The organism is Marinobacter sp. M1C, assembly GCF_023314135.1.
Classification (GTDB): Bacteria; Pseudomonadota; Gammaproteobacteria; order Pseudomonadales; family Oleiphilaceae; genus Marinobacter.
In genome coordinates, this window is sequence record NZ_CP092289.1 from 650,553 (window position 1) to 668,642 (window position 18,090).

Below are 18,090 nucleotides of genomic sequence, written 5' to 3' on the forward strand. Positions count from 1 at the left end.
GGGTATCACGAAAATGAAAAGAATCATTTTACCACTTGTGTTGTTGGCCTGGCCGTTAGCGACCGTTGTTGCCCAGGAAACCGGTAATCTGGACGACACCATTGTAGAAACACCAAAACAGCCTGTGATCATATCGGACTATCAGCCGTCTAACGCCGGCACCCAGATTGTTATCCGCAGCGGCGAAAAAGAGGTGTATTACGAGTACCGGGTGAATGGTCAGGTGATGGAAATAAAAGTTGTGCCTCAAGTAGGGCCGGAGTACTACCTGGTGCCTGCCGACGGTGGCTGGGCCCGTGAAAGTGAATCCGGCATGCTCGTGCCAAGCTGGGTGCTGTTCCGCTGGTAGTGATGAATGCGTCGTCAACCCGGCTGGCAGAATAATTTTTGAACGATTTTTAGTTTTAGTGTGAACACTCTAACTTTTCTCCCTAATCTACACCCATAGATCGAAAACACTTTTGATCAACAAGCGCAGCACAGGAGAACTACCATGGGTGTACTTACCACTTATCAGCAACAGCTTCAGGATATGGTTAACAAGGGTATCGACGCCGCTGAAAAGCAGCAGAAGCGTTTATCTGCCAAGCCTTTTGACATGGCTGAAAAGCTGGAAGAAAGCGCTCGCACTCACAGCGTAAAATCCCTTCGTAAGAGCTATTACGGCTACAGTGAAAATGTATTTGACCAATTGCGCGAACTGAACGGCATGGTTGGTGAATTCACCTCCCAGCTGATCTCGCGCGTTGAAAAGCAAGTAACTGAAGGCGCTGATGTCGTAGAAGAAGGCGCAGTCGATGTTGTTGCCGCAGCAGAAGATGTAAAAGCAGCTGTTGAGCCCACCAAGTCGGCACGCAAGAGCACCCCGAACAAAGCCAAAGCCGCTCCTGTAGCCGCTGCCAAGGTGGATAAAGCTGAAGACAGCAAAGAAGTAAAAGCGAAAGAAGTTGAGCCGGCCAAAGCCAGCGATGCGAAAACCGAAGAAACGGCTTCTGCCTGATTACGTTCAGCGGCTCATGCTCACCAAGAGCGTGGGCCGGTTGAAATCGGCGAATGCCAATAAAGAAGGAAGGCTATTTTAGTCTTCCTTCTTTTTGTCGGTTAATTGTTGCAGCCGGCGAATATCTATTTCGTAAATTTCCTGTTGGGTCTGAATGTCTTGGGTCTGGCTTTCAATTTCCTGTTCAATATCCAGAATCTGAGCTTCCAGTCGACGAATTTTCTCCAAGGCTGCCTCGGGAATTTTTCGCCCAGAGCGTTCCAGATCGGCGGCGCGACTTTGTTCGGCGTTTAACTGCCCGGAGATGACCGTAATATTGCCTTTTTTCAGGCTGATCAGCCCTTTCAGCTCACGAGTTTTCCGATTCATAGCGCTGCGCGCCTGATCTGGATGGCTGAAGCGCTTTAGCAGTTTTAGGTCCTGTTCGCGTTGCAGCTTCAGGGCGTCTTGGCGCTGTTGCTCGGCACTGCGTTCGGCCAGCTCCTGTTCTGTAGGGGCGGGCGCAATAATGGTAACGACACGCCCATTGCTGTTGAGAATGTCATAGCCGCGTTGCGTTGCTTTCTGCGGAATGCTGCTGCCAATGACCACCTGGCCGTTTTCATCCGTATATCGGTACATGCCGGCGTGGGCCGACGTAGCACTGATGCCACAGGTGCCAATCAAGCTGAGCATGAGGAGTGAAGCGGTCAGGTGTTTTGCCATTCGTCAAACTCCGTAAGATTCCCGGTAGCGCGTTACCGCATCAGCGTGTTGGCCGAAGGCGGGGTTGAGACTGATGTAGTCTAGTACCTGGTCGAGCCCGATAATGCTGACCACGGGTATAGCGAACTGCTGTTCTACTTCCTGGATGGCAGACAAATTGCCTTTGCCTTTTTCCTGGCGGTCCAGAGCGATCAGTACACCGGCGGGTTCAGCCCCCGCCTGATGGATAATCTCAATTGCTTCGCGAATAGCGGTGCCAGCGGTAATGACATCATCTATAATCAGTACCCTACCATTTAGGGGCGCACCGACGATGCTTCCGCCTTCACCGTGATCTTTCTTTTCCTTACGGTTAAAGGCAAATGGTTTATTGTTACCAGCTTCTGCTAACGCCATAGCCGTTACGGTAGCCAACGGGATGCCCTTATAGGCGGGCCCGAAAATAATGTCATAATTCAGAGCGCTGCGGTTAATGGCTGCAGCGTAGGCTTGGCTTAACTGTAGAAGATCATTACCGGTATTGAACAGGCCCGCGTTAAAAAAGTAGGGGCTGATGCGACCGGATTTGAGTGTAAATTTGCCAAAACGCAGCACATTTCGCTGTATGGCAAACTCGATGAAATTTTTCTGATAATCATGCATGGCGCGGCTTCTAGGGCTGTTGGTCTTTAAAATCTGCTTAAAATCGGTATCATACACACAAACCGAATCAGGGAATACGTATGCGGGTAGTATCAATCAGCGTCAACGGTCTTGAACAGGCTGTTGAAAAAGGGTTTTTTGACTGGATAGCAGGGCAAGATGCCGACGTTATCTGCGTTCAGGACCACCGCATGCGCGCCTACGAGGTTGAAGACCGCCAGCTGGTGCCAGAAGGCTACCAGGCCTATTTTATTGACGGCGAAAACAATGAAGATGGCGGTGTTGGAATTTACACCCGTCACTTCCCTAAAGCCATCATGTATGGCTTTGCCAATGAGCAGGCCGACCGCGAAGGTCGGTTTATTCAGGCTGACTTCGACAAGGTGTCCGTCGCCAGCGTGCTGGCGCCATGCGCCCTTGGCTTGGAAGACGACCCGATTGGTGATGATGATCTGACCGTTCTGGATCACAAAGACGATTTCATGGACGCGTTTGCCGTACACATGCAAAAAACCCTGCGTAAACGCCGACAGTTTATTGTGTGTGCCAATTTGCAAAGTGCTCATCACGTTACCGACGCCAGTTCGCGCTATCACAAATTGGACGTATCCGGCTTTCTGCCTCACGAGCGTGCGTGGCTAGACCGCCTGTTCGACGAAATGGGCAGCATTGATGCGTTCCGTGATATTAACAAACAAAGCAATCAGTTTACCTGGTGGCCAGAGTGGGCTTCAGGTTGGCGCAAGCAGTCGGGTATTCGGGTGGATTATCAGATCGCTACGCCGGGTATTCGCAAGACCATTCAAGACGGCTGGATTGATGATGACACCCGTTTTTCTGACCATGCGCCGGTGGTGATGGATTACGACATCGAAATTGGATTTTAGGTTGACCTTGAACATCGGGGACGAATTTAAAATCCGTCCCCGATTTGGATCAAATCTCTGGCCCTCGACACCCAGGGTTTTGAGTTAGCCGTTAAGCGCTTCGTTCTGCAGCGCAAATAACGTTTCAATACCCTGTTTTGCCAGCACCAGCATGCTGTCCAGTTCTTCCTGAACGAAAGGCGCGCCTTCTGCCGTGCCCTGAATTTCGATAAAGCCGCCTTTATCCGTCATCACCACGTTCATGTCAGTTTCCGCAACCGAATCTTCCGGGTAGTCCAGATCCACAACCGGTTTGCCTTTGAAAATGCCGACGGATACCGCGGCAACCATCTGTTTCAACGGTGATTTCTTCAGGCGTTTTTGCGCCACTAGGAAATTCAGCGCGTCTACTAGCGCTACGCAGCCACCAGTTATGGCGGCAGTGCGGGTGCCTCCGTCGGCTTGAATAACATCGCAATCGATGGTGATGGTGTGCTCGCCCAGAGCTTTCAGGTCAACCGCAGCGCGTAGAGAGCGGCCAATCAGGCGCTGGATTTCAACCGTGCGGCCACCCTGTTTGCCGCGGGCTGCTTCGCGGCCCATGCGGCTGTTGGTTGAGCGGGGCAGCATGCCGTATTCCGCGGTAATCCAGCCCTGGCCTTCGCCGCGCAAAAACGGCGGCACCTTGTTTTCCACCGATGCCGTACAAATCACCTTGGTGTCGCCGAACTCGATCAGCACCGAGCCTTCGGCGTGACGGGTGTAGTTACGGGTAATGCGAATGTCTCTGGGTTGTTCGGGGGTTCTGCCACTGGGTCGCATATAAAAAATTCCTGATGGGTTAATGAGCAGCGTGCCTGGGTTGCAGGCCTGCTTGTGCAAATGAATGGGCGCGCAGTATAGCACGGCCGTGCCGGCTTCCGACCCGCCAGGCCCAAGCGGTGTGGTGCCGCCACAGAATACGCTTGCTGCGGTTCGCCGCTCGGCGCTCTAGCCTGATAGACTCTATAAAAGCTTGGCTGAACAGGCCGATAAACTTATGCCGGAGCGACCATGATTCGAAGTATGACTGCCTTTGCGCGCCAGGAAACTCGTGGAGCCTGGGGTGTACTGACCTGCGAAATTCGTACCGTTAACCATCGCTACCTGGAGCCGTCATTCCGCTTGCCGGAGTGCCTGCGAGAGCTGGAAAACGATTTTCGCGAACAGCTGCGCAAACAACTGAAGCGCGGCAAGGTAGACGTGAGCCTTCGCCTGCACGCCAGCGACCAGGCCCAACACAGCTTCGCCATTAATGAGCCGCTCACCCAGGCGTTGAACGACGCGGCCAAGCGCATTAGCCGGATTCTGGACAACCCTGCCCACATCAGTGCGCTGGATATATTGCGCTGGCCAGGTGTTATGGCAACGCCCGAGCAGGATTACACCGAGGCCAAAGCCGCCGCGGCCAGTCTGTTTGAGCAAACCATAAACGAACTGATAGCCGCAAGAACACGCGAAGGCGAGCGCTTGCTGGCTATATTGGAACAGCGTCTGGTCGCCATACACGTCCAAGTGGCTGACGTGCGTAAGCGCATGCCGCAGCTGCTTCAGGCTCAGGAGCAACAGCTGCGCGAACGCTTTGAAAAAGCCAAAATAGAGCTCGACCCGGAACGTATAGCTCAGGAAATGGTGATGCTGGCGCAAAAAAGCGATGTCGCCGAAGAACTGGATCGGCTGGACGCCCACGTGGCCGAAGTTCGCGATACCCTGGCCAGTGAAGACGCCGTCGGCCGACGCCTGGATTTTTTGATGCAAGAGCTGAACCGCGAAGCCAATACCTTGAGCAGCAAAAGCATTGACGCCGGCCTGACCCGCGCCGCGGTGGACCTGAAAGTGTGGATTGAGCAGTTGCGGGAGCAGGTGCAGAACATAGAGTGATATCCCTGGGGTTTTCGCTTATCAATAAAGCGTGAAGTAAGCCCGGTGTATGACAGTGGGGAGTGAACGCATGAGTGCACCGGTTCAATTTGATGATAACTGTGGCGCAGGTGATAGCCGGCACGTTTTTGAGGCGATTGCGGCAGACTTACTGGAGAAAGGCTACAGCATTAAACCCAATGCCGTTCCAACTCCTCTATTAGGCGGGCTTTGGCAACAGCTGCGTGGCATGCCACGCCACCAGTTTGATCCCGCCGGTGTAGGGCGCCAGCAAGCTCACACAGTCAACAGCTTTATCCGCAGCGACGCCATAAGCTGGATAGAGCGCGACACGGCTGCGGGCGAGGATTGGCTGAACTGGGCCGCCGAGTTGCAGCAGTATCTTAATCGCCGCTTATTTCTCGGCTTATTTTCCTTTGAAAGTCATTTTTCGCACTACGCGCCGGGTGATTTCTATAAAAAGCATCTGGATGCTTTCAGCGGGCAATCAAACCGGGTGTTGTCGGTGGTGCTGTATCTGAACCCGGACTGGGTGCCGGGCGATGGCGGCGAGTTGGCCCTTTATCACAGCGATCAGAGCCATGATGGTGAACGGAGCCAGAGCATGCTCAAAGTGACCCCCTGCATGGGCACTCTGGTGGCCTTCCTTAGCGAAGAATTTCCCCACGAAGTCCTCCCTACCAAGCGCGACCGCTACGCCATAGCCGGCTGGTTTCGGGTGAACACCACCAGCACGAAGTGGGCAGCCCCGCCGGATTAGAACTTCATTGGTTTGCTCTTTAACCGGTTTTTCCCCGATTACGATTACGCCGGCAGCGTTCCGAGCAATGCACTACCTGTTCCCAGCAGTTTTGCCACTTTTTACGCCAGTCGAAGGGGCGCCCGCAGGTGGGGCAGGTTTTTTGCGGCAAAGGTTGTTTTGCGGCCATTAGCGTCTTCTTTGATGGAAGTTGTTACTGCCGGGGGCATTCACGTGGCGTTGTAATACGCGCTCGGCTTCCTGTTTTACGTCCGGCCGGCTGCGCCAAGCCCACAAACGATCCCTGGCAGCAGCAGCTGCCGGCGCGAGTTCGAACAGCGGTGCTGGGTAGTGGTCACCAATGTGTAGGTCAAACATCTGTTCTTCCATCGGCGTCAGTAACCAAGGCTTATGCAATAGAGTGTCTGGTAGCTCTGCTAGCTCCGGTATCCATTGGCGAATAAACGCGCCCTTTGGGTCTTGCTCTTGCGACTGCAGTACCGGGTTATAAATCCGAATGGTGTTGATGCCCGTGACCCCGGCCTGCATTTGAAATTGCGAATAATGAATACCCGGTTCGTAATCCAGAAACAGCCGTGCCAAGTGATGTACGCCCCGCTGCCAGTCGATATTCAGTAAATGGCACAGAAAACTCACCAGCATGGCGCGCATGCGAAAGTTGATGTAGCCGGTAGCGTGCAGGCAGCGCATACAGGCGTCTACCAGCGGGTAGCCGGTGCGGCCTTCTTGCCAAGCTGCCAGGTCGGCGTTTACGCCATCATCTGTGCGATAGGGGTAAGCCAGATAGCCGCGATTCACTGGCCGCTGCTCCATGGCACATTCGCTTTCAAATTTCTGAATGAAATGGCAGTGCCAGTGCAGGCGCGAAGCAAAAGCTCGCAGTGACCGGTCCCAGCCCGGGTTTTGTCGGTTGGCGCGGTATTTCTGATAGGCCTGGCGTAGGCTGAGATTGCCAAAGGCCAAATAAGGTGAAAGCCGCGAACAATGGGTGCGGCTTGCGATGGGGCTAGATACAGAGCCACTGTAAAACCGGCCCCGAGCGTTGAAAAAGCTATCCATCCACTGGTTTGCGGCGAGCTCTCCGCCCGTTTGGAACTGCGAATCGGGGTGCTGCCATTCGTTGGGCGGTTGCCAGTCGGGCAAAGCTGTTGGGCGTATAACGCGAAGTTGCTGCAGATCAACGTTTTGCTGCGGTGCGCCTATTACCTGCTGCCAGTGACGGTCCCAGCCATCGCGATTAAACGACCCCCGGATCACCGCGTTGGTGGCAAATTCCTGCCAGTGTACGTCCTGCTGCTGGCACCAGTGTGTTACTTTTTGGTCGCGTTCAAAGGTGCTGGCATCGCCGGTTTCTTCATGGCTGAACAGCGTGTAAATGCGGTGGTGCTGTTGCAGTTGCTCCAAGGTTTCAATGCATTCGCCGTGCACCAGCGTAACGCTAGCCTCACAACCAGCACGTGTGAGCTGGTTGTTCATAGCGCTGATCGACTCAATGATAAAGCGCCAATGGCGCTTGCTAAAGTGGGGGTTCTGCCTCTGTGAGGGCTCCACCATATACAGCAGAATAATAGGTAATCGGGCCTTGCAGGCAGCAGACAGGGGAGCGTGATCCGTCAGCCTGAGATCGCGTTTAAACCACACTACATTAACGAACGATTGCTCTGGGTGCATGGCGCCTTGCCACTATTGTGAGTCTGTTTCGGTTCTTGTGTGCGATACGAATCGAATCGGGCTCCCGATCTGTTTCTGCATAACGCCGTCTCCACGGTCAACATCGCGCACCAGGCCACGAGCCTTTATCTGTGGGTGATTTGCTGCTTCTGCAATGCTGAGTACCGGCTCCACGCACGCGTCCTGATGCTCGAAAAGTGTTTGCCAATGGTCTAGGGTGCATTCGAAAATTTTGGCTGTGAGCGCTTCTTTCAGACATTGCTGATCTTCGGTTTTTGAACTTTGTGCCAAAGCTGCCAGTTCGGGCAGTTCCAGAGTGTCGAACAAACGTTTTGAAAACTGCGGCTCTAAACTGCCAATCGACAGCCACCGGTTGTCACTGGTTTGGTAGTAGTCATAGAAGCTGCCACCGTTTAGCAACGTCTGTTCTGGCCCCTGATCTGTACCGCCAGCAATGGCTGCGGCGCCGGCCATTGCGTTCAGCGCAAACGCGGCATCGGTCATGCTGATGTCAATAAAAACGCCTTGTCCGGTTTGCTGACGTTGAATGACGGCCGCCAGTATGCCCACCACAGCGTGGTGGGAGCCTCCAGCAATGTCGGCGATTTGAATACCCATCGGCGGCGGCCCGCCGGCTTTGCGGCCGCAATGGCTGGCAATCCCCGACAGCGAAAGGTAATTGATGTCGTGGCCCGCGCGATTCCTGTAAGGCCCTGTTTGGCCGTAGCCGGTAATGGCGCAATAAATAAGACCGGGGTTAATGGCACGCAAGGTTTCATAATCGAGCCCGAGGCGGTTCATTACTCCGGGCCGGAACTGTTCCACCACAATGTCGTAATCCGCCACCAGTGTTTTTACCAAAGCCTGTGCAGACGGATCTTTCAGGTTGAGTACTAATGATTTTTTGCCGCGGTTTAGCAGGGAATACCCGGTGGCCAGATCGCCGTCGAAGGGCGGCATGGTGCGAACCAAGTCAACGCGATCAGGGGCTTGAATCGTTAGTACCTCTGCGCCGAGATCAGCAAGCACCATGGTGGCGAAGGGCCCGGGTAGCAGTGTACTGAAGTCCAGAACTTTCAGAGAGTTGAGTAGCTTTGTCATCGTGTGCCTATCCTGTGCAGATTTTTTTATGGCAGGAAAAACGCCAGTTCAGGTCTTTGCTCCAGCGGGCTTCAGCGACCGCAGGCCGTGTATATCATATCCAGTTCGGGCAGCAGGGTTTCCTCAAAGTGACGGCAAGGTGAGTCAATTGCGCCAATAGTAGCAGTTGGCAAGCGCTGGGGTGCGGTGCCAGGCCAAACGCCGTATAATTTCTTGTTTAACGGTTCTGCCTACAGGCCGCCATTACAGATTGGGGAGTTATTTGCATGAGTCATGCCGGAGAGCAGGGCACCCTGTTTATTATTTCTGCCCCCTCCGGGGCCGGTAAAACCAGCCTTGTGGCGCAAATGCTGAAGCACGATGAGAAGCTTGGGGTGTCGGTATCACACGCTACCCGAGCGATGCGCAGCGGTGAGCAGGATGGCGTGAACTATCATTTTGTCAGCCGCAGCGAATTCGAGCTTATGATTGGCTGCGGCGATTTCCTGGAACACGCAAACGTGTTCGGCAACTACTACGGTACGTCGCAGGTATGGGTGCGCCAGACTCTAGCGGCGGGCCGTGACGTCGTGCTGGAAATTGACTGGCAGGGAGCCCAACAGGTTCGGCGTTTGCAACCCGATTGTGTGAGTGTGTTTATTGTGCCGCCGTCTGCCGAAACACTGCGGGAGCGCCTGATTGGCCGTGGTACCGACAGCGCAGACGTGGTTGAGCGGCGTTTGGCGGAGGCTGAAGATGAGTGTAGCCACGCCGTCGAGTTTGATTATCTGGTTGTTAATGACGATTTCGACCATGCCCTGGCGGATTTGCTGGCCATTGTTCGCGGCCAGCGTTTGCGTATGAACGTGCAACAGCAGCGCCATGCTGCGCTTTTGGTTGGGCTTTGCAATCATCGCGGGCTGCACGAGTAAGGGCTTTTACGGTATACAAATTGGTTGCCTGGCAGTACACTGGCTGGTCTGCAAAATCAGTCATTTTATTTGTCGGGGAAATCATGGCACGAGTTACCGTTGAAGATTGTCTTGAACACGTTGATAACCGCTTTCAGCTGGTGATGCTGGCTACCAAGCGCGCGCGCCAGATTGCCACCAAAGGTGCGGAGCCCATGGTACCGCCAGAAAACGACAAGCCGACTGTTATCGCGCTGCGTGAAATCGCTGCGGGTTTGGTCAGCCGTTCGTTGCTGACTGAAGACTTGGACGATTAGTAATAAGGCATTGAAATCTGTCCACACGGTTTTATAGTGTCACTATAGCAGCGTGCTTTAAGGACTATGGAAGGACCCGAATGCATGCATTCGGGTTTTTTTGTTTCCGGGGTTAATAAATAGGTGAGGGCGCGGTGTCATCAGAAGCAGCGGTAGACATGTTAACCAGAGAGCTAAGCAGCTATCTGGACACCAATCGCATCAATCAGGTGCGCCGAGCGTATTATTTTGCGGAACAGGCCCACGAAGGGCAAATGCGCAAGAGTGGTGACCGCTACATAACCCATCCCTTGGCCGTCGCCCGCATTCTTGCTGAAATGCGGCTGGACCATCAAAGCCTGATGGCCGCCATGCTGCACGATGTGATTGAAGACACCGGCATACCCAAAGATGCGCTCGCTGACCAGTTCGGTGAGGATGTCGCCGAGCTGGTAGATGGCGTCAGTAAGCTGACCCAGATTGAATTTCGCACCCGCGCCGAGGCCCAAGCCGAAAATTTCCAGAAAATGACGCTTGCCATGGCCCGCGATATTCGCGTGATTCTGGTAAAGCTGGCGGACCGCCTGCACAACATGCGCACCTTGGGCCCTATGCCCTATGAAAAGCGTAAACGCATCGCGACTGAAACACTGGACATTTACGCACCCATCGCTAATCGTTTGGGCATGCATAGCATTTCGACGGAGCTGGAAGACCTCGGGTTCTCGACGATGTATCCCATGCGTTCGAAATTCATTTCCAAAGCGGTGACCAAGCTGCGCGGCAGCCATCGGGAAATCATTGATGAAATTCGTGGCCGTCTGCACGAAAAGCTGGAAGAGCGGGGCATGCCCGGCCGGATTTTAGGGCGCGAAAAACACTTGAACAGCATTTATAACAAGATGAAGTTCAAGCAGAAATCATTTCATGAAATCATGGATGTATACGCGTTCCGCATCATTACCGACAATGAAGACGATTGTTATCGAATCTTGGGTGCCGTGCACAGTTTGTACAAGCCCATGCCCGGGCGTTTCAAAGACTATATTGCCATGCCCAAGGTGAACGGCTATCAGTCGCTGCACACCACTTTGTTTGGTATGCACGTGAATATCGAAGTTCAGATTCGCACGGAAGAAATGGAGCACATTGCCAACAACGGTATTGCCGCCCATTGGCTGTACAAGAATGAGCCGTCTAACGGCACCAGCGTGAACCAGACCCGGGTAGACCGCTGGGTGAAGGGTCTGATGGAAATGCGCGAGCGCGCTGATGATTCGCTGGAGTTTATTGAAAGCGTTAAAGAAGACCTGTTCCCTGACGAAATTTACGTGTTTACGCCCCGCGGTAAAATCATGGAACTGCCGGGCGGTGCTACGCCGGTGGATTTTGCTTATGCCATCCATACCGATATTGGCAACGCTACCGTGGCCTGCCGTATCAACCGCAATCTGGGCTCACTAAGCCAACCTTTGCAAAGTGGCCAGACGGTGGAAATTATCACCGCGCCCGGCGCCAGACCGAACCCCGCCTGGCTCAACTTTGTGGTAACCGGCAAGGCCCGAGGCAGTATTCGCCATGTGGTGAAAAGTGATAAGCATGCGGAATCTATTGAACTGGGCCATACGTTACTTAAGCGTTCCCTAAAAGGTTTCAGTACGCGTCTTGGTGATATCACTGACGCGCAGAAGCAGCGGGTTGTGGCTCACAATCAGGTCAACAGCTTTGAGGATCTGGTGAGCGAAATTGGCCTGGGCAACCGTATGGCGTTTCTGGTGGCACGCCAGTTGGTGGTGGGCGCGCCGGAGACAGAAGGTGATGCCCCGGCGGCTGCAGCGCTTCAGGAAAGCGGGCGCCAGGGCCCGGTGACCATTTGCGGCTCAGACGGCCTGCTGCTGAAATTTGCCAGTTGCTGCAAACCCATTCCTGGTGACCCGATTGTGGGCATCATGGATTCGGGTAACGGCATGGTGATTCACTCAGATACCTGCTCACACTTGCCAGATGACCAGCAGGGCCGCGCCATGCTGACCGATCTGAAATGGGCCAAGGACATTACCGATCAATTTTCGGTGGAATTGCGGGTGGAAATGGAGCGTCAGCGTGGCATTATTGCGGAAATGGCCAGCGCAGTAGCAATGGCCGACGGCAATATTGAACGCATTAACGTGGAAGATCAAAATGCTCGTTTTGGCGTTGTCAGCCTGGTGGTACACGTGACCGGCCGCCACCACCTGGCGCGGGTAATGCGACGGGTACGCAATATTCGGGCGGTTACCCACATCAGCCGGGTTCGCTACTAAAGGCCCATGGGTCTCTGCTATCGTAGGTTTGTCAGATTTAACACCTGGCGTTATGGCGGGTGAGGATTTTTATTTATTAACAACAGGGATATAAATAACCATGACCAACAAATCGATTATTGAAACCGAAAATGCACCGCAAGCAATCGGGCCTTATTCCCAGGCCGTAAAGGCCGGTGACACCGTGTACATTTCTGGTCAGATTCCGCTGGTGCCAGAAACCATGGAGCTGGTACAGGGCGATTTTGCGGCAAACACCCGTCAGGTATTCGAGAACCTGAAAGCAGTTTGTGTGGCATCCGGCGGCTCATTGCAGGATATCGTCAAGCTGAACATTTATATGATCGATCTGGCCAATTTCGCGGTTGTGAACGAAATTATGGCCACTTACTTCCAAAAGCCTTACCCGGCCCGCGCAGCGATGGCCGTTGCTGCGCTGCCAAAAGACGTACCCATCGAAATGGAAGCGGTGATGGTGCTGACCTAAGCGCCTTTGCGCTGATTAATCAGCTCACGGTATCCGGCGCGAAAGTCCGGATACCGAAATTCAAAGCCGGTTTTCAACAGACGCCGGTTACTGCACAGTTTGCTTCCTACCCGGCCACCACCGCGAGCGTCCTCGGCCGGCTTTTCGCAATCGGTATGTTGGCGAACCCATTGCACCACTTGATCCAGCCGAACCGGCTCGCAGTCGCTGGCCAGATAGCAGGATTGCAGAGTGTCACCTTCCGCCGCCATGTTGCTTAAATGCACGATAGCCCGAACAGCGTCTTGTTCGTGAATTCGGTTACTGTAATGTGAGTGGGTCGGCGGATTCAGTCGCCCATCGATCACCGCTTGAAGAAAACTCTGGCGCGACGGGCCATAAATGCCGCTGAACCGGACCACTGTGGCGGGAATACGGCTAGCCAAAGCCGTTTGCTCTCCCAGCAACACCTGCTGGCCGCTGAACCCGCTCGGCTGCGTAGGGCTTTCCTCATCCACCCAGCCGTTATCGTCTTGCCCGTAAACCCCGGTGCTGCTAATAAAGAACAACCGGCTTGGCGCCTGCCCCTGTAATTCAACCAGCAGGTTCTCCAGGGCGGTCACATAAGCCGCGTGGTAGCCCTGTTCGTTATAATCGGAGGGCGTCAGGCAATAAATAACCTGGTCCAGCCGTGATGGAAGTGTGTTTTTCAGGGTCGCGGGCTGGGTCAAATCCGCGGCTACCGGCGTGATACCTTGGGGTAGTTGAGCCGTTCTGCGGCGAAGACCAAACACTTCGGCCCCGGATTGCAGCAGCAGGGTGGCAATGGCGCCCCCCAGGTTGCCGCACCCGGCCAGCAAAATTCGTTGGTTTTTCAGGCTTTCAGCGATTGCCATAGACAATATCAATCCTTATGCTTTGAACCATAGATAAAGTCGACACTGAACGCTGTTCAGCACCGGAGCCCGCCATGACTCTTACCGAGTTACGATACGTTGTTACGCTCGCCCGTGAAAGGCATTTTGGCCGCGCCGCGGAGCGCTGTCACGTTAGTCAGCCGACCCTCAGTGTGGCGGTACGAAAACTTGAAGAAGAGTTGGGTATCCCATTGTTTGAACGCAGTAAAAGCAACATTCGGGTCACCGAAAGCGGGCTGCGCATTGTTGAGCAGGCGCAGCGAGTGCTGGACCAGGTGGGTGTGATTAAAGATATGGCCCAGGATGGCAAGAACCAGCTTAGCTCTCCGCTAAAGGTCGGTGCCATTTACACCATAGGCCCCTACCTTTTTCCGCATTTACTGCCGGAGCTGCGGCGCGCTGCGCCAGACATGTCGTTGTATATTGAAGAAAATTACACCGCGAGTCTGCGCCAGAAACTGCGCCATTCAGAACTGGACGCCATCATTGTGGCGTTGCCGTTTGAGGAAGCCGAAGTGGTTACCCTGCCGCTTTATGACGAACCCTTTGTGGTACTGCTGCCGGCAGATCATCCGCTGACCGCCTGCGATGAAATTACCGCGGAACAGCTGGCGCAAGAGCAGCTCCTGCTGTTGGGGCCGGGGCACTGCTTCCGCGACCAGGTACTGGAGTCCTTCCCGCCTTTGGTTGCGACCGTTACCCGGCGCAGCGAAGGCAATGGCCCCACGCTGGTGACCGAGGGCAGCTCGTTGGAAACTATTCGCCACATGGTAGCCTCGGGCTTGGGTGTGACCGTTGTGCCGCTGTCAGCGGCCACCGGCATGCACTATCACGAAGGTGTGCTGGCGGTACGGCCATTTGCTGCGCCCGTGCCCTTTCGGACGGTAGCTTTGGCTTGGCGGGTCACTTTCCCGCGGCCCAAAGCCATTGACGTGCTGTCGCTGGCGGCGAGCCAGTGCCGGGTTGTGGCAAAGGCCAGTGCCGCCAAGCCAGCAGCGGCTAAGGGCTAGGCCGGCCATGATGGCACTGGACGATATACCGGTCACTCAGCTTAAGGGCGTGGGCAACGCGCTCGCAGAAAAGTTGGGCAAGCTGGGTATCGCTTCGCTTCAGGATTTGCTGTTTCACCTGCCCCACCGTTATGAAGATCGCACCCGCATCACCGCCATGGGCAGCCTGCGCATTGGCGACGTGGCGGTGGTGGAAGGTGAGGTCATGAAAACCGACATTGTGATGGGCAGGCGTCGTAGCTTGCAGATCACCCTCAAAGACCACAGCGGCTTTGTCAGCCTGCGCTTTTTCCATTTTAACGCGGCCCAGAAAAACCAGCTTGCCGAAGGCACCCTGGTGCGCTGTTTTGGTGAAGTGCGGGCGGGCCGTTCCGGCTACGAGCTGTATCACCCCGAATACCAGACCAATCCGACGCCTATGGCGGATGAAGGCAGCGCCACATTAACGCCGGTATACCCACTTACCGAGGGTATTCAGCAGCCCCGGGTGCGGGCTTTGTGCCAGCAGGCGGTAGCGTATTTGAAGCGTTACCCCATTTACGATTGGCTGCCGCCCTGGGTATTGGTGGACTATCAGTTACCGGCCATCACCGCCGCGGTAGAACTGGTGCATTCACCACCCGCTAGCGCTTCGGTGGCGCAATTGCTGGAAGGGCGCCATCCAGCCCAACAGCGGTTGGTAATGGAAGAACTGCTGGCGCACCAGCTAAGTCTGTTACAAGTGCGCGAACAGATTCAGACGCGCCAGGCGTTGCCGTTGCTGCCGCAGGGCGATTTAAGTGAGCGCTTTTTAGAGTCTTTGCCATTTCGCCTAACCGGCGCTCAACGCCAGGTGCTTCAGGAAATCCGCCAGGACCTTACCCAGCCCCTACCCATGCTGCGTTTGGTGCAAGGCGATGTAGGTTCTGGCAAAACCGTGGTCGCAGCACTGGCGGCCTTGCAGGCCGTTTCGGCGGGCACTCAAGTGGCCTTGATGGCGCCCACTGAAATTCTGGCGGAGCAGCACTATCAGAATTTTTGCGCTTGGTTTGCGCCCTTGGGTATCCAACTCACCTGGCTGTCGGGCAAAGTGAAAGGCAAGGCGCGCCAGCAAGCCCTGGAGGCGGTTTCAAGCGGTGCCGCCAGTATTGCTATTGGCACCCATGCGCTGTTTCAGAACGATGTGGCATTCGATCGTCTGGCGTTGGTGATTATTGACGAGCAGCACCGCTTTGGCGTTCATCAGCGTCTGGCATTGCGGGAAAAAGGCGCCGCCGGCACGCTGGCGCCCCACCAGCTGATTATGACTGCCACGCCGATTCCGCGTACATTGGCTATGAGTGCCTACGCCGACCTGGACACATCAGTCATCGACGAGCTGCCTCCGGGGCGCAAACCCATCGAAACCATTGTTGTGCCCGACGGTCGCCGTGATGATGTGGTAGAGCGGGTACGCAATGCCTGTCAGGCCGGGCGGCAGGCGTACTGGGTGTGCACACTGATCGAAGAATCCGAGGTGTTACAGTGTCAGGCGGCAGAAGTAAGTGCGACCGAGCTCGCCGAGCGCCTGCCAAACCTGCGCATTGGATTGGTTCACGGGCGATTGAAAAGTAAGGAAAAAGCCGAGGTTATGGCGGAATTTAAGGGCGGTGCGTTAGACCTTCTAGTGGCCACCACCGTAATAGAGGTGGGGGTGGATGTGCCCAACGCGTCGCTGATCATTATTGAAAATCCTGAACGTCTGGGTCTGGCCCAGTTGCACCAGTTGCGGGGCCGTGTAGGGCGTGGCGAACAGGCCAGTTACTGCGTGCTGATGTACCACCCACCGCTATCGCTGAACGGTAAAACGCGGCTGCAGGCCTTGCGCGACAGTCAGGACGGTTTTGTGATTGCGGAAAAAGACCTTGAAATCCGGGGTCCCGGTGAGGTTTTGGGTACTCGCCAGACTGGCATGATGCAGTTCAGGCTGGCTGATTTCGAGCGCGACCAGCACTGGATTGAAGTGGTTCGTGAAATAGCGCCGCGACTTATGGGCAATAAAGCCGCGGTGCAGGGCCTGTTGCGGCGCTGGTTGGGTGAAAAAACCCGCTACGGTGAAGTTTAAATCTCATCTGCATTTGATGAAGGGCAACGATGTTATCCCCAGGTGGGCTGCTGTGATAACGGAAGAATGATCAACACGAGGTTATGTCCAATGGAAGTTCCGGCCACGGTTCGCCAGGCTCTTGGCGAATGCGCAACCAGCGTTGCATTGCGGGATGTCGATAAAGCCGACCCGGATCAACTGCTGCGAATGGTGTTGCTTAGCGACGGCTGCCACAAGCTTCAGGTAATTTACCGCAGCTGTGACTTGCTGGACCTTGAAACGCTGAACACACAGCTGGGCCACAGTTACGCACTGCTGCCGGCTGCCGAACAGCAAAGGCTGTGCGACCGGCTGGGATTGGCTGAGCTGCCTGCGCTGCCGGCTCTGACTGGCTGGCGTACGGTTATCGATTCGGCGGTAGATGCGGGCTCTGCAGTGGCCCTGGTACTGAAAGATCCTCACTTGGCCATGGTTATGCCCGTAAATGATTTTATGAATCTGTGCGGTGAGGTCGATCGCCTGGGCTGCGCAGTTGCTGTAGCGCCCCTGGCCGAGGCTGTAGCAGACCACGGAAATGATCGCGATCAGGTTCATTTTTCCATCAAGCGCTTTACCAGTTTGCGGATACGTCAACGCCTGGAAGACACGCTGGAACTACCGCCGCTTCCGGAAACGGCTCGCCGAATCATTCGCCTGCGCACAGATCCCAATTCTGTAATGGCTGATCTGGTCGACATTGTGGAGAGCGACCCCAGCCTTGCAGCGCAAGTCATCAGTTGGGCATCGTCGTCGTTTTACGCGGCTCCCGGCCGGGTAAACTCGGTGCACGATGCCATATCCCGTGTGTTGGGGTTTGATATGGTGATGAACCTGGCAATGGGGCTATCGCTAGGCCGGGTGCTGCGCCCACCGGCACACGGCATTCGCGGCTATCTGGATTACTGGCAGCAGGCCGCTTGGCTGGCTCACGGTGCCGGGCTGCTTGCCAGCCTGATAACCGGCGCTGAGCGCCCGGTTTTCGGTTTGGCTTATCTGGCTGGCTTGCTGCACAATTTTGGCACTCTGGTGCTAGCTCATTTATTCCCGCCCCATTTCAGCCTGCTTTGCCGCTCGCAGGAGGTCAATCCGGGCCTGGACTCGTCCATCGTCGAGCGCCACTTGCTGGGTATTACCAGCGGGCAGATTGCAGCGCAACTGATGGAAAACTGGAGCATGCCGGCGGAGGTAACCAGTGCCATTCGTCAGCACAAAAATTTTGCCGCTGCGGGCAAGCATCAAGTTTATAGCCAAGTGCTCTGGCTGGCACGGCAACTGCTGATTGAACGCGGTGTGGAACTGGGAGTAGGTGAGCCGATCTCCCCCGGAATATACCGACAGTTAGGACTGGACGCGAAGCGGGTGAACGAGCGTTTCGATCAGCTGGTTGCCAATCGCGATAGCGTGCTGGAGATGGTCAGCATGTTAACGCCTTGACGCCC

The 18,090-nt window shown here is 55.1% G+C and carries 19 protein-coding genes; 12 read left to right on the forward strand and 7 right to left on the reverse strand.

Translation table 11 applies throughout. The annotated features are described in order from the left end of the window. Positions 1-13 precede the first annotated feature (13 nt). Positions 14-349, forward strand: coding sequence for a DUF2782 domain-containing protein (locus MIH19_RS03085; protein WP_249007514.1), 336 nt, complete (start codon positions 14-16; stop codon positions 347-349). Positions 350-493: 144 nt separating this feature from the next. Continuing rightward, entirely contained in the window at positions 494-1,000 is a 507-nt protein-coding gene (locus tag MIH19_RS03090) for a hypothetical protein (RefSeq protein WP_249007515.1), read from the forward strand. A 78-nt stretch (positions 1,001-1,078) separates the two neighbouring features. On the opposite strand, the gene MIH19_RS03095 is transcribed toward MIH19_RS03090, so the two are convergent. Next, positions 1,079-1,705, reverse strand: a complete 627-nt coding sequence (locus MIH19_RS03095) for a DUF4124 domain-containing protein (protein WP_249007516.1) — start codon at positions 1,703-1,705, stop codon at positions 1,079-1,081. A gap of 3 nt (positions 1,706-1,708) precedes the next feature. Next, complete coding sequence (pyrE, locus tag MIH19_RS03100; protein ID WP_249007517.1) at positions 1,709-2,347, reverse strand: orotate phosphoribosyltransferase; 639 nt, start codon at positions 2,345-2,347, stop codon at positions 1,709-1,711. 80 nt (positions 2,348-2,427) lie between these two features. Between pyrE and MIH19_RS03105 the strand changes: the two genes are divergently transcribed. Continuing rightward, positions 2,428-3,234, forward strand: a complete 807-nt coding sequence (locus tag MIH19_RS03105) for an exodeoxyribonuclease III (RefSeq protein WP_098419704.1) — start codon at positions 2,428-2,430, stop codon at positions 3,232-3,234. 84 nt (positions 3,235-3,318) lie between these two features. Here the strand turns inward: MIH19_RS03105 and rph are convergent, their stop codons facing one another. Continuing rightward, a complete protein-coding gene (gene rph, locus MIH19_RS03110; protein WP_249007518.1) occupies positions 3,319-4,035 on the reverse strand; it encodes a ribonuclease PH in 717 nt (238 codons plus the stop codon). A 231-nt stretch (positions 4,036-4,266) separates the two neighbouring features. Here rph and MIH19_RS03115 point away from each other — a divergent pair, with 231 nt between their 5' ends. After that, complete coding sequence (locus MIH19_RS03115) at positions 4,267-5,133, forward strand: YicC/YloC family endoribonuclease (protein ID WP_249007519.1); 867 nt, start codon at positions 4,267-4,269, stop codon at positions 5,131-5,133. A 70-nt stretch (positions 5,134-5,203) separates the two neighbouring features. Further along, entirely contained in the window at positions 5,204-5,893 is a 690-nt protein-coding gene (locus MIH19_RS03120) for a 2OG-Fe(II) oxygenase (RefSeq protein ID WP_249007520.1), read from the forward strand. 19 nt (positions 5,894-5,912) lie between these two features. On the opposite strand, the gene MIH19_RS03125 is transcribed toward MIH19_RS03120, so the two are convergent. The 3 genes from MIH19_RS03125 to MIH19_RS03135 are packed head-to-tail and all read right to left on the reverse strand — an operon-like array spanning position 5,913 to position 8,665. After that, positions 5,913-6,062: a DUF2256 domain-containing protein gene (locus MIH19_RS03125; RefSeq protein ID WP_249007521.1), complete on the reverse strand. Its 150-nt coding sequence runs from the start codon at positions 6,060-6,062 to the stop codon at positions 5,913-5,915. After that, positions 6,062-7,564, reverse strand: a complete 1,503-nt coding sequence (locus MIH19_RS03130) for a deoxyribodipyrimidine photo-lyase (RefSeq protein ID WP_249007522.1) — start codon at positions 7,562-7,564, stop codon at positions 6,062-6,064. The genes MIH19_RS03125 and MIH19_RS03130 overlap by 1 nt, the downstream gene beginning before the upstream one ends. Positions 7,565-7,576: 12 nt before the next feature. Further along, on the reverse strand, positions 7,577-8,665 hold the full coding sequence (locus MIH19_RS03135; RefSeq protein ID WP_249007523.1) for a CaiB/BaiF CoA-transferase family protein: 1,089 nt from the start codon (positions 8,663-8,665) through the stop codon (positions 7,577-7,579). A gap of 266 nt (positions 8,666-8,931) precedes the next feature. Between MIH19_RS03135 and gmk the strand changes: the two genes are divergently transcribed. The 4 genes from gmk to MIH19_RS03155 all read left to right on the forward strand — a co-directional run bounded on the left by gmk (position 8,932) and on the right by MIH19_RS03155 (position 12,641). Continuing rightward, complete coding sequence (gmk, locus tag MIH19_RS03140; protein WP_249007524.1) at positions 8,932-9,576, forward strand: guanylate kinase; 645 nt, start codon at positions 8,932-8,934, stop codon at positions 9,574-9,576. A gap of 83 nt (positions 9,577-9,659) precedes the next feature. Beyond that, complete coding sequence (gene rpoZ, locus MIH19_RS03145; protein ID WP_026223933.1) at positions 9,660-9,872, forward strand: DNA-directed RNA polymerase subunit omega; 213 nt, start codon at positions 9,660-9,662, stop codon at positions 9,870-9,872. Between the two features lie 158 nt (positions 9,873-10,030). Next, a complete protein-coding gene (locus MIH19_RS03150; RefSeq protein WP_249007525.1) occupies positions 10,031-12,154 on the forward strand; it encodes a RelA/SpoT family protein in 2,124 nt (707 codons plus the stop codon). A 100-nt stretch (positions 12,155-12,254) separates the two neighbouring features. Beyond that, the gene (locus tag MIH19_RS03155; protein WP_018402560.1) at positions 12,255-12,641 is read left to right on the forward strand and encodes a RidA family protein; all 387 of its coding nucleotides are present in this window, start codon (positions 12,255-12,257) and stop codon (positions 12,639-12,641) included. Here MIH19_RS03155 and MIH19_RS03160 read toward each other — a convergent pair. Beyond that, a complete protein-coding gene (locus MIH19_RS03160; protein ID WP_249007526.1) occupies positions 12,638-13,516 on the reverse strand; it encodes an NAD-dependent epimerase/dehydratase family protein in 879 nt (292 codons plus the stop codon). The two genes, MIH19_RS03155 and MIH19_RS03160, sit on opposite strands and share 4 nt — an antisense overlap. A 74-nt stretch (positions 13,517-13,590) precedes the next feature. On the opposite strand from MIH19_RS03160, the gene MIH19_RS03165 reads away from it, so the two are divergent. From MIH19_RS03165 to MIH19_RS03175, 3 genes are all read left to right on the forward strand, one after another. Beyond that, entirely contained in the window at positions 13,591-14,547 is a 957-nt protein-coding gene (locus tag MIH19_RS03165) for a hydrogen peroxide-inducible genes activator (RefSeq protein WP_249007527.1), read from the forward strand. A gap of 7 nt (positions 14,548-14,554) precedes the next feature. Next, entirely contained in the window at positions 14,555-16,630 is a 2,076-nt protein-coding gene (recG, locus tag MIH19_RS03170; RefSeq protein WP_249007528.1) for an ATP-dependent DNA helicase RecG, read from the forward strand. A gap of 90 nt (positions 16,631-16,720) precedes the next feature. Continuing rightward, positions 16,721-18,085 (forward strand): HDOD domain-containing protein, encoded by a 1,365-nt coding sequence (locus MIH19_RS03175; RefSeq protein WP_249007529.1) that lies wholly within the window; start codon positions 16,721-16,723, stop codon positions 18,083-18,085. Positions 18,086-18,090 lie beyond the last annotated feature (5 nt).